Consider the following 16060-nt stretch of genomic DNA (forward strand, 5'->3'; position numbering starts at 1 on the left):
CCCGTCAGTCGACGGCAGACATCATCGCTGCGGAGCCGGAGGCCGCAACGACCTCCTCTGGGGTGAGGCCCGGCGCGACCTCGCGCAGCACGAAGCGCCTACCGTCGACGTCGACGACGCCCAGGTTCGTGATCACCCGGTGGACGACGCCGCGGCCGGTCAGCGGCAGCGAGCAGGTGTCCACGAGCTTGGAGACGCCCGCACGGTCGGTGTGCTCCATCAGGACGATGACCTTGCGGGCGCCGTGGACGAGGTCCATCGCCCCGCCCATGCCCTTGACCATCTTGCCGGGCACCATCCAGTTGGCCAGGTCCCCGGTCTGCGAGACCTCCATGCCGCCGAGGACGGCGGTGTCGATGTGCCCGCCGCGGATCATGCCGAACGAGAGTGCCGAGTCGAAGAAGGCGGCGCCCGGCCGGACCGTGACCGTCTCCTTGCCCGCGTTGATCAGGTCGGCGTCGACGTCGGCCTCGTCGGGGTAGGGCCCGGTCCCGAGGATGCCGTTCTCGGAGTGCAGCGTGACGTGCACCCCTGCGGGCAGGTGGTCGGGGATCAGCGTCGGCAGCCCGATGCCCAGGTTGACGTACTCGCCGTCGGCGAGCTCGAGGGCGGCGCGTGCGGCCATCTCGCGGCGGCTCCAGCCTGCGGTGACGATCGTGCTGCTCATGCGTGGACCTCTCGAACGGTTCGCTTCTCGATGCGCTTGTCCTGCACGCCGGTGTGCACGATGCGCTGGACGAAGATGCCGGGCAGGTGGACCGATCCCGGGTCGATGTCGCCGGGCTCGACCAGCTGCTCGACCTGCACGATCGTGGTGCCGCTCGCCATGGCCACCAGGCTGTTGAAGTTGAGCGCGCTCTTGTCGAACACCAGGTTGCCGTGGGTGTCCCCGACCGCAGCGTGGACGAGGCCGAAGTCGGGGCGGATCGCGCGCTCGAGGACGTACTCGCTGCCGTCGAACTCCCGGGTCTCCTTGGGCGGCGACGCGATGGCGACGCTGCCGTCAGGGGCGTACCGCCACGGCAACCCGCCCTCGCTGACGGGCGTGCCGACACCGGCGGGGGTGTAGAAGCCGGGGATGCCGACGCCGCCGGCACGCAGCCGCTCGGCCAGCGTCCCTTGCGGCGTGAGCTCGACCTCGAGCTCGCCGGCCAGGTACTGGCGGGCGAACTCCTTGTTCTCACCGACGTACGACGCCGTGACGCGACGGATCCGCCCAGCCGTCAGCAGGATCCCGAGACCGAAGTCGTCGACGCCGCAGTTGTTGGAGAACACCTCCAGCCCGGCGACACCGCGCTCCTGCAGGGCCCCGATGAGCCGGTCGGGGATGCCGCACAGCCCGAATCCGCCGACTCCCAGCGTGGCGCCGTCGGGGATGTCGGCGACCGCCTCGTTCACGTCCGCGTAGACCTTCTGGGTCATGACGTCTCCTTGATCGTCCCGGCGTCCACCGGACGCCTCGGCCAGTCAACGGTCGCCCGCGAGCCGGGTCAAGCGATGTCCGCGGCGCCTCGCGAGTTGGTCGACCGGTGGACGGTCGCGCTCCAGACGTCCACCCAGTGGACGCTAGGGTGGCGGCATGTCGTCGCCCCTCGAACGTGCCGGAGTGGTCGAGAGAATCGGCGCCCTGCTGCGCGCGCTGGGGACGTTCGAGCCTGACGGGGCGTCCACGTCGGACGTGGCACGGCACGTGGACCTGGCCCGCGCGACCACCCATCGGTTGCTGTCCTCGCTCCAGGACGAGGGGCTCGTGGACCGGGACCGCGAGTCGGGCGCCTGGCACCTCGGTCCCGAGACGTACCTCCTGGGATCCGCAGCCACCCGGCGGTACGACGTCACGGAGCACGCGCGCGCGGTGGTGCGCCGCCTCGCCGGGACGACCGGGGAGAGCGCGTTCCTGTCCGTGGTGCGCGGCGACGAGACGGTCTGCCTGTTGCGGGAGGACGGCAGCTTCCCCCTGCGGTCGCACGTCCTGCACGAGGGCATCCGGCTGCCGCTCGGCGTGGCGTCGGCAGGTCTGGCGACGCTCGCCCTGATGCCGGATCGCGAGGTCGAGGACTACCTCGGACGAACCGATCTGGTGGCCCAGTGGGGTGCGGCCCACTCCGCGCCGGCGGTGCGCGACCGGGTCGCCGCGACGCGCCGGGACGGCTTCGCCACGAATCCGGGCCTGCTGGTCGAGGGCAGCTGGGGCCTGGGGGCGGCGGTTTTCGATGAGCGCGGCCGTCCGGCCTGGGCCCTCAGCCTGACCGGGGTCGAGACGCGCTTCTCCGCCGAGCGACGCCCGCAGCTGGGACAGCTGCTGCTCCGGGCCGCGCACGAGCTGACCGGCCGGGCAGGTCAGCCGAGGACGCGGTCGAGGTAGGGGTTGCTGAACGTGCGTCCGGGGTCGAGCTCGTCGCGGATGTCCACGAAGTCGTCGAAGCGGGAGTACGCCTTGGCGAAGTACGAGGCGTCCAGCGTGTGCATCTTGCCCCAGTGGGGACGCCCCTCGTGGGCCGTGAAGATGTCCTGGGCGGCGGCGAAGTACGCCGCGCAGTCGCTGCGCCAGTACTGGTGGACCGCGACGTAGCAGTTGTCGCGCTCGTGGCCGGTCGACAGCCAGGCGTCGTCCGCGGCGGTGAACCGCACCTCGATCGGGAACGAGATGTTCTCGTGGCCGGCGCCGAACCAGGCCTTCAGCTCGCCGAGGACGTGCGGGAGCGCCTCGCGCGGCATCGCGAACTCGGACTCGCGGAAGCGGACCCGTCGGGACGACACGAAGACGTTGTAGGAGTCGTCGACGTACTCCCTCGCGCTCAGCACGGATCCGGAGATCGCGTTGACGCGCGGGATCAGCTGGCGCCGTCTCGCGACGACCCGGTTGATGCCCTCGAACGCGGTGTTGCTGAGCAGCTCGTCGTCGAGCCAGTGCCGGAAGCGGCCGAGCGGCCTGCGCTCGGTGCCCTCGGGGACCCGGTTGTTGCGCTTGGTCAACGTCTTCTCGGTGTGCGGGAACCAGTAGAACTCGAAGTGGTCGTTGTCGGCGACGAGGTCGTCGATGCTGCCCAGCACGTCCGGCAGCGGCATCGGTTCCTCGCGGGCGTGCAGCAGGAACGCCGGGACGCACTGCAGCGTGACCTCGGTGATGATCCCGAGCGCGCCGAGCGTCACCCGGCTCGCCCCGAACCACTCGTGCTGCTCGTCGATCTCCACGACGTCGCCGGTGGCGGTGACGAGCTGGACCCCGACCACGGACGCTGCGATCCCGAACAGCCTCCCGCCCGTGCCGTGCGTGCCCGTCGAGACCGCTCCGGCGACCGACTGCGGGTCCACGTCGCCGAGGTTCGCCAGGGCGAGGCCACGCGCGTGCAGCTGCGGGTTGAGGTCGTGCAGCGAGATGCCGGCCTGGACCCTGACCCGTCCGGTCGCGGTGTCGGTGCCGAGGATCGCGTTCATCCGGTCGAGCCGCAGCAGGACGCCGTCAGTCGCGGCGATCGCGGTGAACGAGTGGCTCGCGCCGACCGCCTTGACCGGGAGCCCCGACGCGATCGCCTTGCGGACGATCGCCACCACCTCAGCGGTCGAGGACGGGTGCGTGATGCGGACCGGACGGCTCTCGACGTTGCGGCCCCAGTTGTGCCACGTGGGGGCTGTCTCGTGAGCGGTCATCCGAAGTTCCTGCCCTCTCCGCGATAGGTCGGCTCCAGCTGCACGGTGCCGTCGGCGTCGACGATCGCGACCTGGTCGAAGCGCTCGCACATCTCGCCGGCCTTGGCGTACCTCATGACGACCCGGTCGCCGATCGACAGGCTCCGGGCCGCGTCGCCCTTGACCGGGCTCTGGACCTCGCCGGCGCCCTCGGTGCCGACGGCCTTCAACCCGGGGGGCCACGTCGGGGCGGGCTGGCGGTTCTTGTTGGTCGGTCCGGACGCGATGTAGCCGCCGGCGAACAGGGTCGCGATGTCCGGGGCGGGCTTGCGCACGACCGAGAGGACGAAGTACGCCGCAGGGCGGGACTCGAACGCGTCGTAGCCGTCGAACAGGACGGGCGAGAACAGCCCGGACCCGGCGGTGAGCTCCGTGATGGCCGGGTCGCGGCCGGTGACCTCGAGGCTCCCGGTGCCGCCGGCGTTGACGATCTGGAGGTCGGCGTGCTGCCGGACGGCGTCGACGACCTGGGCGCGCCGCAGCGTGAGCTCGGCCGCCGAACGCTTCTTGACGAGGCGCACGGCGGGGGAGGAATCGGGCAGCCCCGCGATCTGCGCGTCGTAGAACATGACGCCCACGAGGTCGAACCCGGGGCGCTTCTCGATCGCCGCGGCCAGCGCGCCGGCCTGCTCGGCGGTGTGGACGGGGGAGCGGCGGACGCCCAGGTGCACGGGACCCAGCTTCAGCGAGGCGTCGACGTCGATGCAGACCCGGATGGGCGGGTGGTCCGGCCCCAGCAGGGAGTCGATGTGGTCCAGCGACTCGGTGCTGTCGACCATCACGGTGATCGCCGCGAGCCTGCGGTCGTCCGCGACGAGGTCCTGGAGGGCCTGGCGGCTCGTCGTCGGATAGGCCAGCAGGACGTCGTCGGCCCCGTGGTCGACGAGCCAGTTCGACTCGGCGAGGGAGTAGGACATGATGCCCGCGAACCCGTCCCTGGCGAGCGTCCGGTCGATGACCGACCGGACGCGCACCGACTTGCTGGCGACACGGATCGGCACGCCCGCCGCGCGACGGACCAGGTCGGTGGCGTTGGCCCACAGGGCGGGGCCGTCGATCACGGCGAACGGGGTGTCCAGTGACGCCGTCGCGGTGAGCAGGCGGTCGTACGGCTGTGGCATCACGTCAGTATGTCGCACCACGGTTCCACGCCTCGGTCGCTGATACTGGAACGATGCGCAGACTTCTCGGGATGGTCGTGGCAGGACTCTTGGTGTGTGCCGGCTGCACGACGGGATCGGACGAGGACCGTGGATCGGACCCCGCGCCGCAGGCAGCCCTGTCCCTCGCGTCGCTCGACCTGGGCTGGTCGAGGGCGCAGGCCCTGGACGCCGGGGACCCGCCGCCGGCACCCTCCGGCGTCGACCCCGCGACGTACGACCGCATGGCCGCGTCGCTCGTGAGCTGGGCGGAGGCCACGACCCTCGACAAGACGGTCTGGCACAGCGCCTCCCCGATCGACACCGTCGCGGACGCCCTGCCCGACCGTGCGGCCGCCACCTTGACGAAGCAGGCCGCGGCCGCCGTCTCCCCGCGTCTCGCGGTCGCGAACGTCTTCGCCGACGGCGTCACGGTGCTCGGTGCCCCGCAGGTCACCACGGCCTGGCAGGTGTCCAAGGCCAAGGACGAGGCAGGCAAGCCGTACGTCGTGCTGGAGCTGCAGACCCGGGCGGCGTACGAGGTGCGGATGGGGGCGGACGGGCCGGTCCGCGTCATCGGGATGCTGCGGGTCCACGGGCTCAGCGCGTACCCCGACACGACCGAGGACTTCGGTGTCAGCAGCGGCTGGCAGGAGTTCGGCGCGGGCGACTGCACCCTGGCGCTGGACGATCAGCTGGTGCCCGAGTCGGACCTCGACGAGACCCGCGCCGACCTCAAGGCGTTCCAGCGCGTCGGCGACGCGGACGAGGTCGAGATGCCCGATCTCGGCGACGACGAGCAGGTCGACGAGGACTACCTCCGGCGGTGCCGGGCGGGTCAGGCCTAGGCCTCGCTACGATGGACCCCGGGCCTCGGCCCGCACGCCTCTGTAGCTCAGTTGGTAGAGCGCCTTACTTGTAATAAGGATGTCGCGGGTTCGAATCCTGTCGGAGGCTCCACACCCTCATCGGGGACGCAGCCGTCCGGCCCGTCGAGGAACTCCGTGAGGGTCGCGTGGGTGGCTGTCAGCTCGGCGATGCGGGCGGCGATGTCGTCCCGCATCTGCTCGACCCTCGTGCGCACCGCGTCGCCGTCGACCTCGTGGCGCCCGGCCACGCAGTGGAGCGCGGTACGGACCATGTCGGCCGGGAACCCCAGGTCGAACATCGAGCGGATGGTCTGCGCGACGTCGACGGCATCCTCGGCGTAGTACCGGTAGCCGTTGTCGCCGCGCTCGGCGTCGAGCAGGCCGATCTTCTCGTAGTAGCGGAGCGATCGGGCGCTGATCCCGGTCCTGGCGCTGAGCTCGCCGATGATCATCGCGTCTCCTGTTCCGCAAGGCTTGACCTTGACACGATGTCAGAGTTTAGCGTTCATGACGACCGCACGCGAACCATCTGACGGAAAGAAGAACGACCATGCGCCGGAGCATCACCATCGACGGCAGGACACGGACCATGACGGTCGTCGGTGACCCCCACTCGGCCCACCCGCGGGACCTGGTCCTGGTCCTCCACGGGTCCAAGCAGACCGGCGACGTCCATCGGCGGTTCACCGGGCACGCCTTCGACGCGATGGCCGACAGTGGAGCCGCCGTGGTCGTCTACCTCGACGGTCACCAGAAGAACTGGAACGACGCCCGGAAGGACAGCTTCTTCCCGGCGCGTACGGACGACGTCGACGACGTGGGCCTCGTCCGCCGGGTCGTCGAGGATCTTCAGCAGTCGTTCGGGATCGACCCGAACCGGGTGTTCGTCGTCGGCTACTCGAACGGCGGCCAGATGGTGCTTCGGCTCATCAACGAGGTCCCCGAGCTGATCGCCGGGGCGGCAGTGATCGCCGCGACGATGCCGGCGCCCGAGAACTTCCTGCTGCCCGTGGGCGAGGCGGGGTCGAAGCCCCTGCCGGTGCTGCTCATCCACGGGACGAAGGATCCGATCGTCTCGTACCGGGGCGGCAGCATGAACCGGTTCCTCCGTCGAGTGTTCAGGGCCGGAGGCCCGATGTGGTCGGCCGAACGCACCGCGGAGCACCTGGCCCGGCGCAACGGGATCGTCGGCGACGCCTCGGTCGCGCCGCTGGTTCGTGCCGGGCGACCCGCGCGGACCTGGGTGGAGCAGACCGAGTACTCCCAGGAGGGGGCGCCGCCGGTGAGGCTCCTGACGATCCACGGCGGCGGCCACACGGTGCCCGGCCCGAAGAAGGCGCCGTTCGTGCTCGGGGCGACGGAGCAGCGCGTCTCGGCCGCTGAGGCCGTCGCCGACTTCTTCGGCATCTCTCGCCAGGACCGCGAGCGGACGGCCTGACGCGGCGCGGTCGTGTCAGGTCATCGGGCGGCGAGCGCCGACATCCACACCACGTGGCACGTCGCCGTGACGTCGCCCAGGTGCTCCGCCTGGGACTCGACGTGCGACCAGTAGTAGGTCCGTTCGGTCATCCAGCACAGTGCCGTGGCGAGGTGGCGAGCGTCCGGGGCGCCCGCACGCTCCAGCACGGCGGTCATCGAGTCGATGTACGTGTCGACCGTGGCCTTCCACAGCGAGCCGATCTCCGGCACGAGAGGGCCGAGGTCGACGGCGGCCTGCATGACACGACCGTGCTCGCGCCACGAGGTCTCGGTGCTCCGCAGGGACGTCTGGACGATCGTGGCGGCGTCGTCCTCCATAGTGCTGGCGGCGCGGTCCGCCGCCGAGGCCATGGACAGCAGGGTGCGAGCGACCAGCGCCGTCAGCACGTCCTGCTTGGAGCCGAAGTAGAAGTACAGCGCACCACGGGTGATCCCTGCGCCCTTGGCGATGCCCTCGACGGTCATGTGGTCGAAGCCCTCGCGCGCCAGCAGCTCCTCGGCCGCGTCGAGGATCGCCGCCTCCCGGGCGTCGCCCTTCCGCCCGGAGTGGCGGCGCCTGCCGGCGGACGGGCCTGCCGGTTCTCTCACGTGAGTCAAGATACCCGCCTCAGGAGAGCTGGTGGCCGTCCGGGAAGTCGGTCGTGCGCGTCAGGTCGGCCCACGCGGCGATCTCCTGGTCCACTGCGGCGCGTCCGGTGGTGACCAGGCGCAACGCGTCGGACCCCAGCACGAGATGGGCCGGTGGATCGGGCGTCTCCAGGACTTTCATGACAGCCGCGGCCGCCATCTCGGGATTGCCGAGCTGCTGGCCGTCGGCTTCCTGGCGGGCGGCACGAATCGGTGCGAAGAGCCCGTCGTAGTCGCTGATCGACCGGTCCGAGCGCGCCATGGCACCGCCGGCCCAGTTGGTCCTGAACGAGCCAGGTGCGACAGCCGTGACGTGGACGCCGAACTGCGCGACCTCCTTGCCGACGGTCTCCAAAATCCCCTCCAGTGCGTACTTGCTGCCGTGGTAGAACGACAGCCCCGGCACCGTCATGAGGCCGGCCATCGAGGTGACACCGAAGATGTGCCCGGACCGTCGACGGCGCATCCCGGGAAGGACGGCCTTCACGGTGGCGACGGCGCCGAACACGTTGGCGTCGAACTGGGCCCGCACCTCGGCCATGGACGACTCCTCGAACACACCCTCGTGCCCGTAGCCGGCATTGGCGATCGCGACGTCGATCGGTGCGATGTCACGCTCGGTGCGGTCGACGGCGGCGAAGACGGCGTCGTCGTCCGTCACGTCCAGCACCTCCGCGAAGGAGCGTCCGGGGGACAGCGCGGCGAAGGCCTCGGCATCCGCCGCCTTGCGCACCGTCCCGACCACGGTGTGGCCGTCGTCCAGCGCTCGTTGGGCGAACGCGCGGCCCAGGCCGCTGCTGGCTCCGGTGATGAAAAACGTCTTGGTCATGAGTAACCCCTTTTCTCCACAAAGTCTACACGGTGTCGAAAATAATCAACGTCGTGTCGAATTTGCGCAGGGCCGACCCTCCGGGGACGTCGAGGCCTACGCGGGACCCGCGGGCGCGGCGCCCGAGCCGGCCACGCTCTTGCGGTGCCACACCCAGTCGCTCGGCATCGCGATGCCGTCGAGCCCTGAGCCCTGGCGGATGAGCCGGTAGGCGTCCGGGCTCTCCTGGCGCTGCTGCTCCAGGCCGCGGTCCACGTGGGCCCACAAGGGGGTGCTGCTGGCTGACCCGAGGTACTCGCCGGTCTTGGTCCCCGGCAGCGCCTGGGTCGGCATGCCGAGGCTGGTCAGCAGCTGGCGCGCGTGCGAGTCCATGATCATGACGACGTACTCGATGTCGTTGGCGTAGATGGCGCGGATGAGCCCGTGGTAGATCGCGCTGGCGCACAGCCCACCGCGTCCTTCGCCGCGGCGCACCGCGATCGTGGCGATGTCCCACGTCCGGTCGGGATCGATGCCGGCCGACCGCGCCGACCTGAGGCCGTCGACGTGCCACGGCGGGCGGCTCACGTCGTTGAGGGTCTTGAGACCGGCCGGGCCCGGGGCGATGAACCGCGCGACGGCGATCGCCTCCCCGTCGTCCCGGAGCACGGTCATGAACCCGGTCGAGCCCTCGTACGCGCCGTACTCGACCTCGAACTCCTCGATCGTGTTGCCGTACGCCTCGAGGAACACGTCGGCCTCGCACCGCCTGGCGGCAGCCAGCTCCTCGCCTGTCGGGTCGAACACGAAACGCAATGGGGCACCGGTCATCGTGAGTCCTCTTTCTCCTGCTCGAGTGGATCCTGCTCGTTGTGGTGCTCGGGGTCGCTCGATGTCGTACGGACGAGAACACGGTCCTCGGCCGCCCGCTCGATCACCCAGCGGTCGATCTGTCCGGGCGGCATCGGGCGACCGATGTGATAGCCCTGCACCTCGTCGATCCCCATCGCGACCAGCGCGGCGAGGTCGGCCGCGTTCTCGACGCCCTCCGCGACGATGCGCATCTCGAGGGCGTGCGCGAGCTGGATCGTCGAGGCCACGATCATCCGGCTGCGGGCGTCGGTGGCCACGTCGCCGATCAGCGTGCGGTCGATCTTCAGCTCCTGCACCGGCAGGTTGCGCAGATACGCCAGGGAGGAGAACCCCGTGCCGTAGTCGTCGATCGAGATCTGCACGCCGTGGCCGCGCAGCTCGAGCAGGATCTCGCGCGTCCGCTGGGGATCGGCGAGGAAGGAGTCCTCGGTGACCTCGAGGACGAGTCGCTCGGCCGGCACGTCCCCCGTCGCCATCGCTGCGAAGAGGTGCGGGAGGAACGTCGGCCCCAACAGCTCCGGCGGGGCGCAGTTGATGGCCACGTTCAGGTCGATGCCCTCCTTCAGGCGCGTCTGCAGGTCCTCGACGACCTGCGTGACGACGACCTCCGAGAGCCTGCCCATGAGTCCGGCGCGTCGCGCGGCCGGCAGGAACGCGACCGGGCTGATCACTCCCTGGGTGGGGTGGCGCCAGCGGACGAGCGCCTCGAGACCACACACCCGCATCGTGGCGGCGTCGACCTGGGGCTGGTACCAGACCTCGATCTGGTCCTCGGTGAGCGCTCGGCGGAGCTCCTCGGCGAGCTCGAGGCGCGAGCGGGTGAACTCGTCCAGCTCGGCGTCGTAGAGCGCCGCCCCCAGTCCGGAGTTCTTGGCCTGGTACATCGCCACGTCCGCCCGCCGGAGGACCTCGCCACCGTCCTGGTCGGTTGCGACGGCGACCGTGACCCCGATCGAGCCGGCGGGGGAGATCTTGATGCCCTCGACCACGATCGGCTTGGCCAGCTCGGCCAGCACGCCGTACGCCGTCTCCATGAGCTCGATCTCGTCGCTGGTGCCCATGATGATCGCGAACTCGTCGCCGCCGAGGCGTGCGACGCGGGTCCGCTGGTCGACGGCCTCCTGCAGCCGGAGGCTCACGAGGGTCAGGACCGTGTCGCCCGCCCGGTGCCCCAGCGAGTCGTTGATCTCCTTGAACCCGTCGAGGTCCAGCAGCATCAGGGCCATCGGCCGGCGGGCGGCGAGGCCCTCGGACAGCCAGGCGCGTACGGCGCGCCGGTTGGGCAGCTTGGTCAGGTCGTCGGTCTGGGAGAGCGCGAACGCGTCGTTGGCCCGGTTGGCGTCCCTGAGTGCCAGTGCCAGGCGCGCCGACACCGCCGCGAGGGTCAGCAGCGCGGGCGGGAGCATGTAGTACGCCAGCGTGTCGTCGGGACGGAACGCCAGCACCGCGAGGGCGACGAGTCCGGCGCCGACCAGGACCGGCGTGCCCGCCGACCTCGGGACGGCCCGGATGACGGTCTGCCCCGGCCGGCACGCTGCCGCCACCAGGACCGAGAACCCGGCCCCCCACAACGCGTACGACAGGTTGCCGAAGTCGTAGGTGCTCGCCGAGCCCTGCAGCGCGAAACCGGAGTCGGCGCAGGCCATGAGCGCGAACGCCAACCCGATCATCCACGCCTTGCGCCGGTCGCTGCGCGTCTGCAGCAACGACTGCCCCAGCACCAGCAGCGCGAGGATCATGTCGGCGAGGGGATAGATCAGTGCCAGCAGCAGGGAGGAGCCCTCCTGGTGGGAGACCGCCCGGATCGGGGTGACCAGCAGGAGGCACGCCAGGCAGGCCGTGCCGCCGCAGACGATGACGATGTCCAGCCAGCTGCGGGCGGGACGGGGCTGCCGCCAGTCCACGTCGCGCAGCAGGTACCCGGCCATCCCCAGGTACGACACCAGGAAGAGCCACTCTCCCGGGGCCGGGAACTGGGTCTGGCCGTCGACCCGTGCGGCATTGACCGAGATCGAGCCCAGCGCCCACGCCGCGATCGAGGCCAGGAGCAGCAGCAACGTCGTGCGTCGACCGGGGTGCAGCCATGCCACGAGTCCCAGTCGCAGGATCAGCAGCGGGAAGAAGATCGCGAGGGAGGTCAGCAGGACCTGCGGCGTCTCGACACTCGCGACCGGCTTGGTGATCTCGTTGACGACGAGGCCGGTGGTCATGACCGCCCACGGCAGGGGCGCCACCACGGCCTGTGCGATGTCGATCCGGGAGCGGCCCGTCCCCTCATCCTGTGGGCGCATCGCACTCCAGGGTCTTGAGGACGAGGTCGACGTCGTCGGTCGTGGTCAGGGGGTTCACGAAGCACAGCCGCAGCACGGACTCGCCCTCGAACGTCGTCGGGGTGACCAGGGCGGTGCCACTGGCCTGGAGCCGGGCGGACCACAGTGCGTTGTCGTCCGCCGTCCACCCGTGCCGCCGGAACAGGACGACGGACAGGTGGGGCTCGGTCACGATCTCGAGGTGGGCGATCGCCTCGATCTGCTTCGCCGCGTAGTCGGCGACGGCGAGACACGTCTCGACCGCGTCCACGTACGCATCCGTGCCGTTGGCCACGAGAGAGGCCCACACCGGCACGCCGCGCGCCCGACGGGTCAGGTGGGCTGCGTAGTCGGCGGGGTTGTCGGCCCCGTCGTCCTCGACGGCCTCGAGGTACACGGCCCGCTGCTGGTGGGCCGCCCGCGCGATCGTGGGGTCGAGGTAGAGCACGGCAGCGCAGTCGAACGGTGTGAAGAGCCACTTGTGCGGATCGATCGTGACCGAGTCCGCGTGCTCGATGCCCGCGAACTCGTCGCGCTTGCCCGGTACGAGGAGCGCGGCTCCGCCGTAGGCGGCGTCGACGTGCATCCAGATGCCCCGGACCTCGCAGATCTCGGCGATCTCCTGGAGCGCGTCGATCGCGCCGGTGTTGGTCGCGCCCGCGTTGGCGACGACCGCGACGACCTCGCTGGGGTCGAGGGAGTCCAGGGCCGCGGTCAGCTCGTCGCCACGGAGGGGACGGTCGGGGGTGCCGACCGAGATGACCCGGCAGCCCATGATGGACGTCGCCGCCCGGATCGAGGAGTGCGCGGACGCGCTGGCGACGACCACCGTGGGCATGCCCCCGTGCGTCACCACCCGCTCGTGCCGGGCGCTGACGAGTGCGCTGAGGTTGGCCAGCGACCCGCCGCTCACGAACACGCCGTGGGCCTTCTCGGGGTAGCCCACGACGTCGCAGAGCCAGCGGATCGCCATGCGCTCGGCCGCCACGACGTCGCCCGCCTCGAGCTCGCTGCCGCCGTAGACGGCGGCGGCCGAGAGCGCGGCGTCGGCGATGACAGCGGCGGGTGTCGGCGATCCCCCGACGAACGCGAGGTAGCGGGGGTGGTCGGTGGGGAAGCTCGACGGCAGGAGGACGTCACGGAGCAGCGCCCACGTCGCCTGGATCCCGATGCCCGCGCGGGTGACCCCCGGCAGATCGGGGGCGCGATCGGGTCGCGGCGGGATGGGAGTCTCTCGGCGATCGGCCATCCAGCTAGCGAGCTCGCGCAGCACCTGGCGATCCTGCAGCGCGAAGTCGTGCACGTCGCCCCGCCGATCGTAGAAGTGTGGATCGCGAACGGTCACCGAGGTGTACCGCCGACGCTCTGCCCCTCCCCAATCATGGCCAGCCGCGCACGATCAGGATAGCGGTGGAGACGGCCCGTCTGCTCCCGAAACGCGTCGCGGCGACCACTTGGGCCTGCGATGTCGGCCGATGAAAATCCCCCGAGGACGCCGCCTCGACGAGGCGGCGGCCATCCCGTCCGTCCTGGCGCCCGACCGGCCGGCCGCCAGGCATTGCGCCCTCGGGGACCACGCACCTAGCGTGAAGGGTCACGGGGGGCAATCGGGACGGCCCCGGGCCGCTCCCTCGTGGGGGACACGATGGCATCTGACCTCGTCGCACTCTGCTTCGGCGCTCGCGAGCCCTCTGTCCTGGCCGCGTTCTGGTCGGGCCTTCTCGACCGCCGGACCGAGGAGGTGCCGGGAGGCACGGACCTCGTCCCGGACGGCGGTGCCGACCTGAGGATCAGGTTCGTCCCGTTCGACGAGCCGAAGGCGGGTCGCAACCAGACGCATCTGCACCTCACGAGCACGTCGCCGGAGGACCAGGACGCGATCGTGAGGCGAGCGCTGGCGCTCGGGGGCGGGCACCTCGACGTCGGGCAGCTGCCCGAGGAGGGCCACATCGTCCTGGCGGACCCCGAGGGCAACGAGTTCTGCGTGATCGAGCCGGGCAACAGCTTCCTGGCCGGGACGGCACCGGTCGGGGAGCTGTCGTGTGACGGCTCCCCGGCGGTGGGGAGGTTCTGGAGCGCGGCGTTGGACTGGCCGCTCGTGTGGGACCAGGACGAGGAGACCGCGATCCAGTCCCCGCGAGGCGGGACCAAGATCAGCTGGGGCGGGCCGCCGTACAACGAGAAGCGGGGCTCGAACCGCCTGTTCCTCACCCTGGCCCCGGTCGCCGGCGACGCGCAGCAGGAGGCCGAACGGCTGGTCCTGCTCGGTGCCGGGCGGGTCGACCGTCCCGTCGGTGGGCTCGGGGGCGTCGCGATGACCGACCCGGGCGGGAACGAGTTCGTCGTGCTCGAGTCCCGACCCGCCCGTCCGGCACCGCGACCCACCGCGGCCGCCACCTGACCCGGCGACATCAGTTCATGAACATTCCCCCGTCGACGTTGAGGGTCTGCCCCGTGATGAAGTCAGCGCCCGGCGACGCGAGGAAGAAGACCGGCTCCACCAGGTCGGCTGCGTGCTGGTCGCGGCGCAGGGCTCGGCCCTCGCGCTGCGACCGGATCAGCTCCGGTGAGAAGTTCTCGACGACCGGGCCGGTCAGCGTCAGCCCTGGCGTCAGGAGGTTGACGGTGATGTTGTCCGCGCCGACCTCTCGGGCCAGGCTGCGGGTGAACCCCACCAGGGCGGCCTTCGCCGAGACGTAGTGCACCTGACCCGCGACGCCCGGGAACATCGAGGCGGAGCCGAAGTTGATCACGCGACCCCACCCCCTGTCACGCATCAGCGGCAGGATCGCGCTCGTCACGAGGAAGTAGCCGGTCAGGTTGACGTCGATGACGCGGCGCCAGCGGTCGGGTGTCAGGTCCTCCCACGGATCGAACGGGAAGAACCCGGCGACGTTGGCCAGGACGTCGACCCCACCCTGGTCCGCCGCCAGTCCGGCGAGCGCGGCGACGTCCTGCTCGTCCGAGATGTCGACGGCGAGCGTGACGAGCCGCTCGGCCTGTCCTTCGCGCTCCGCGAGTGCTGCGAGGGCCTCGGAGGAGACGTCCGTCGCGATGACGGTGTCGCCGTTGGCCAGGAAGCGGGTGACGAGCTCGGCGCCCACGCCTCCCGCTGCGCCCGTGATGACGATGGTCCGTCCGGTGTCGTGCTGTGTGGTGCTCATGGTGATCTCCTTGTGTCGGTGTTCAGGTGTCAGCTGGTGTGCTGGAGCGTCGGGTAGTCCGTGTAGCCCTCGTCGCCACCGCCGTAGGCCTTGGTCATGTCCGGGGCGTTGAACGGCCCCCCGGCCGCGAGCCGGGCCGGAAGGTCCGGGTTGGCCAGGAAGAGGGCGCCGAAGGACAGCAGGTCGGCCGAGCCGTCCTCGATCAGGCGGAGCTGGTCGGGACCGGTGCTCGACCCGGGGGTCGAGGGGTTCAGCATGAACGCGCCGCTCCAGGCGGCCCGCAGCTGCTTGGTCAGCTGGGGGAGGCCGGTCTCGAGGACGTGCAGGTACGCCAGGCCGAGGCGGTCCAGCGCCTCCGTGACGTACAGGTAGGTGCCCTCGGCGTCGTCCTCGGCGATGTCGTTCATGCCGTTCCCGGGGGAGAGCCGCACCGCGGTGCGGTCGGCGCCGATCGCCTCCGCCACCGCGGAGCTGAGATCGACGATCAGGCGGGCCCGGTTCTCCCGGGAGCCACCCCACTGGTCGCCGCGCTGGTTCGCGTTGGTGGACAGGAACTGGTGCAGGAGGTAGCCGTTGGCGCCGTGCAGCTCGACGCCGTCGAATCCGGCCTCGATCGCGTGACGTGCGGCGGAGACGAAGTCGTCGATCGTCGTCAGGATCTCCTCGTGGGTCAGGGGCTCGGGCTGCACCATCTGCTGCAGGCCGCCGGGCGTGAAGATCTGCGCGTCTGCGCGCACGGACGACGGCCCGACCGGGGTGAGGTCGTCGGCGTAGTTGTCGGGGTGCCCGACCCGGCCGGTGTGCATGAGCTGGGCGAAGATCCGCCCGCCGCGCTCGTGCACGGCGTCCGTCACGGCCCGCCAGGCCGCGACCTGCTCGGGATCGTGCAGGCCCGGGGTGCTCGGGTAGCCCTGGCCGATCACGGAGGGCTGGATGCCCTCGGTGATGATGAGGCCCGCCGAGGCGCGCTGCGCGTAGTACGTCGCGGTGAGCTCGGTGGGGCGGCCGTCGGCCGCGCGGCTGCGCGTCATGGGCGCCATGACGATGCGGTTGGGCAGGGTGTGCCGGCCGATGGTGATGGGGTCGAATGCGGTGGTCATGT

At 70.9% G+C, this 16060-nt stretch carries 15 protein-coding genes, 1 tRNA gene and 1 pseudogene; 5 read left to right on the forward strand and 12 right to left on the reverse strand.

Annotated features, from left to right (window positions below):
• Positions 1 to 4: 4 nt before the first annotated feature.
• Both C3E78_RS03005 and C3E78_RS03010 read right to left on the reverse strand, forming a co-directional pair.
• Positions 5 to 667, reverse strand: a complete 663-nt coding sequence (locus tag C3E78_RS03005) for a 3-oxoacid CoA-transferase subunit B (protein WP_108576919.1) — start codon at positions 665 to 667, stop codon at positions 5 to 7.
• A complete protein-coding gene (locus C3E78_RS03010; protein ID WP_108576920.1) occupies positions 664 to 1422 on the reverse strand; it encodes a CoA transferase subunit A in 759 nt (252 codons plus the stop codon). The genes C3E78_RS03005 and C3E78_RS03010 overlap by 4 nt, the downstream gene beginning before the upstream one ends.
• Positions 1423 to 1579: 157 nt before the next feature.
• Here C3E78_RS03010 and C3E78_RS03015 point away from each other — a divergent pair, with 157 nt between their 5' ends.
• Complete coding sequence (locus C3E78_RS03015; RefSeq protein ID WP_199906919.1) at positions 1580 to 2365, forward strand: IclR family transcriptional regulator; 786 nt, start codon at positions 1580 to 1582, stop codon at positions 2363 to 2365.
• On the opposite strand, the gene C3E78_RS03020 is transcribed toward C3E78_RS03015, so the two are convergent.
• Positions 2341 to 3651: a D-arabinono-1,4-lactone oxidase gene (locus tag C3E78_RS03020; RefSeq protein ID WP_108576921.1), complete on the reverse strand. Its 1311-nt coding sequence runs from the start codon at positions 3649 to 3651 to the stop codon at positions 2341 to 2343. The genes C3E78_RS03015 and C3E78_RS03020 overlap by 25 nt on opposite strands.
• Positions 3648 to 4811, reverse strand: coding sequence for an amino acid deaminase/aldolase (locus C3E78_RS03025; protein WP_108576922.1), 1164 nt, complete (start codon positions 4809 to 4811; stop codon positions 3648 to 3650). The genes C3E78_RS03020 and C3E78_RS03025 overlap by 4 nt, the downstream gene beginning before the upstream one ends.
• Before the next feature lie 53 nt (positions 4812 to 4864).
• Here C3E78_RS03025 and C3E78_RS03030 point away from each other — a divergent pair, with 53 nt between their 5' ends.
• Both C3E78_RS03030 and C3E78_RS03035 read left to right on the forward strand, forming a co-directional pair.
• Positions 4865 to 5677 (forward strand): hypothetical protein, encoded by an 813-nt coding sequence (locus C3E78_RS03030; RefSeq protein WP_135804916.1) that lies wholly within the window; start codon positions 4865 to 4867, stop codon positions 5675 to 5677.
• Positions 5678 to 5713: 36 nt separating this feature from the next.
• A tRNA-Thr gene (locus tag C3E78_RS03035) sits at positions 5714 to 5789 on the forward strand.
• A 100-nt stretch (positions 5790 to 5889) separates the two neighbouring features.
• Here C3E78_RS03035 and C3E78_RS18815 read toward each other — a convergent pair.
• Positions 5890 to 6150, reverse strand: a pseudogene (locus C3E78_RS18815) (MerR family transcriptional regulator); the annotation flags it as partial.
• Positions 6151 to 6248: 98 nt separating this feature from the next.
• Here C3E78_RS18815 and C3E78_RS03050 point away from each other — a divergent pair.
• The gene (locus C3E78_RS03050; RefSeq protein ID WP_108576925.1) at positions 6249 to 7136 is read left to right on the forward strand and encodes a CE1 family esterase; all 888 of its coding nucleotides are present in this window, start codon (positions 6249 to 6251) and stop codon (positions 7134 to 7136) included.
• 20 nt (positions 7137 to 7156) lie between these two features.
• Here the strand turns inward: C3E78_RS03050 and C3E78_RS03055 are convergent, their stop codons facing one another.
• From C3E78_RS03055 to C3E78_RS03075, 5 genes are all read right to left on the reverse strand, one after another.
• Positions 7157 to 7765 (reverse strand): TetR/AcrR family transcriptional regulator, encoded by a 609-nt coding sequence (locus tag C3E78_RS03055; RefSeq protein WP_108576926.1) that lies wholly within the window; start codon positions 7763 to 7765, stop codon positions 7157 to 7159.
• A gap of 19 nt (positions 7766 to 7784) precedes the next feature.
• Positions 7785 to 8633 carry an oxidoreductase gene (locus C3E78_RS03060; protein ID WP_108576927.1) on the reverse strand — a complete coding sequence of 283 codons (849 nt, stop codon included), beginning with the start codon at positions 8631 to 8633 and terminating at the stop codon, positions 7785 to 7787.
• Positions 8634 to 8729: 96 nt separating this feature from the next.
• On the reverse strand, positions 8730 to 9443 hold the full coding sequence (locus C3E78_RS03065; RefSeq protein ID WP_159085795.1) for a hypothetical protein: 714 nt from the start codon (positions 9441 to 9443) through the stop codon (positions 8730 to 8732).
• Positions 9440 to 11776, reverse strand: coding sequence for a putative bifunctional diguanylate cyclase/phosphodiesterase (locus tag C3E78_RS03070; RefSeq protein ID WP_108576929.1), 2337 nt, complete (start codon positions 11774 to 11776; stop codon positions 9440 to 9442). The genes C3E78_RS03065 and C3E78_RS03070 overlap by 4 nt, the downstream gene beginning before the upstream one ends.
• Positions 11760 to 13097, reverse strand: coding sequence for a pyridoxal phosphate-dependent decarboxylase family protein (locus tag C3E78_RS03075; protein WP_135804918.1), 1338 nt, complete (start codon positions 13095 to 13097; stop codon positions 11760 to 11762). Before C3E78_RS03075 ends, C3E78_RS03070 begins: the two co-directional genes overlap by 17 nt.
• 342 nt (positions 13098 to 13439) lie before the next feature.
• Between C3E78_RS03075 and C3E78_RS03080 the strand changes: the two genes are divergently transcribed.
• Entirely contained in the window at positions 13440 to 14195 is a 756-nt protein-coding gene (locus tag C3E78_RS03080; RefSeq protein WP_108576931.1) for a VOC family protein, read from the forward strand.
• A 10-nt stretch (positions 14196 to 14205) separates the two neighbouring features.
• Here the strand turns inward: C3E78_RS03080 and C3E78_RS03085 are convergent, their stop codons facing one another.
• Both C3E78_RS03085 and C3E78_RS03090 read right to left on the reverse strand, forming a co-directional pair.
• On the reverse strand, positions 14206 to 14958 hold the full coding sequence (locus C3E78_RS03085; protein ID WP_108576932.1) for an SDR family NAD(P)-dependent oxidoreductase: 753 nt from the start codon (positions 14956 to 14958) through the stop codon (positions 14206 to 14208).
• A gap of 29 nt (positions 14959 to 14987) precedes the next feature.
• Complete coding sequence (locus C3E78_RS03090) at positions 14988 to 16058, reverse strand: alkene reductase (RefSeq protein WP_108576933.1); 1071 nt, start codon at positions 16056 to 16058, stop codon at positions 14988 to 14990.
• Positions 16059 to 16060 lie beyond the last annotated feature (2 nt).

The organism is Aeromicrobium chenweiae (assembly GCF_003065605.1).
In the GTDB taxonomy this organism is placed as follows: Bacteria; Actinomycetota; Actinomycetes; order Propionibacteriales; family Nocardioidaceae; genus Aeromicrobium; species Aeromicrobium chenweiae.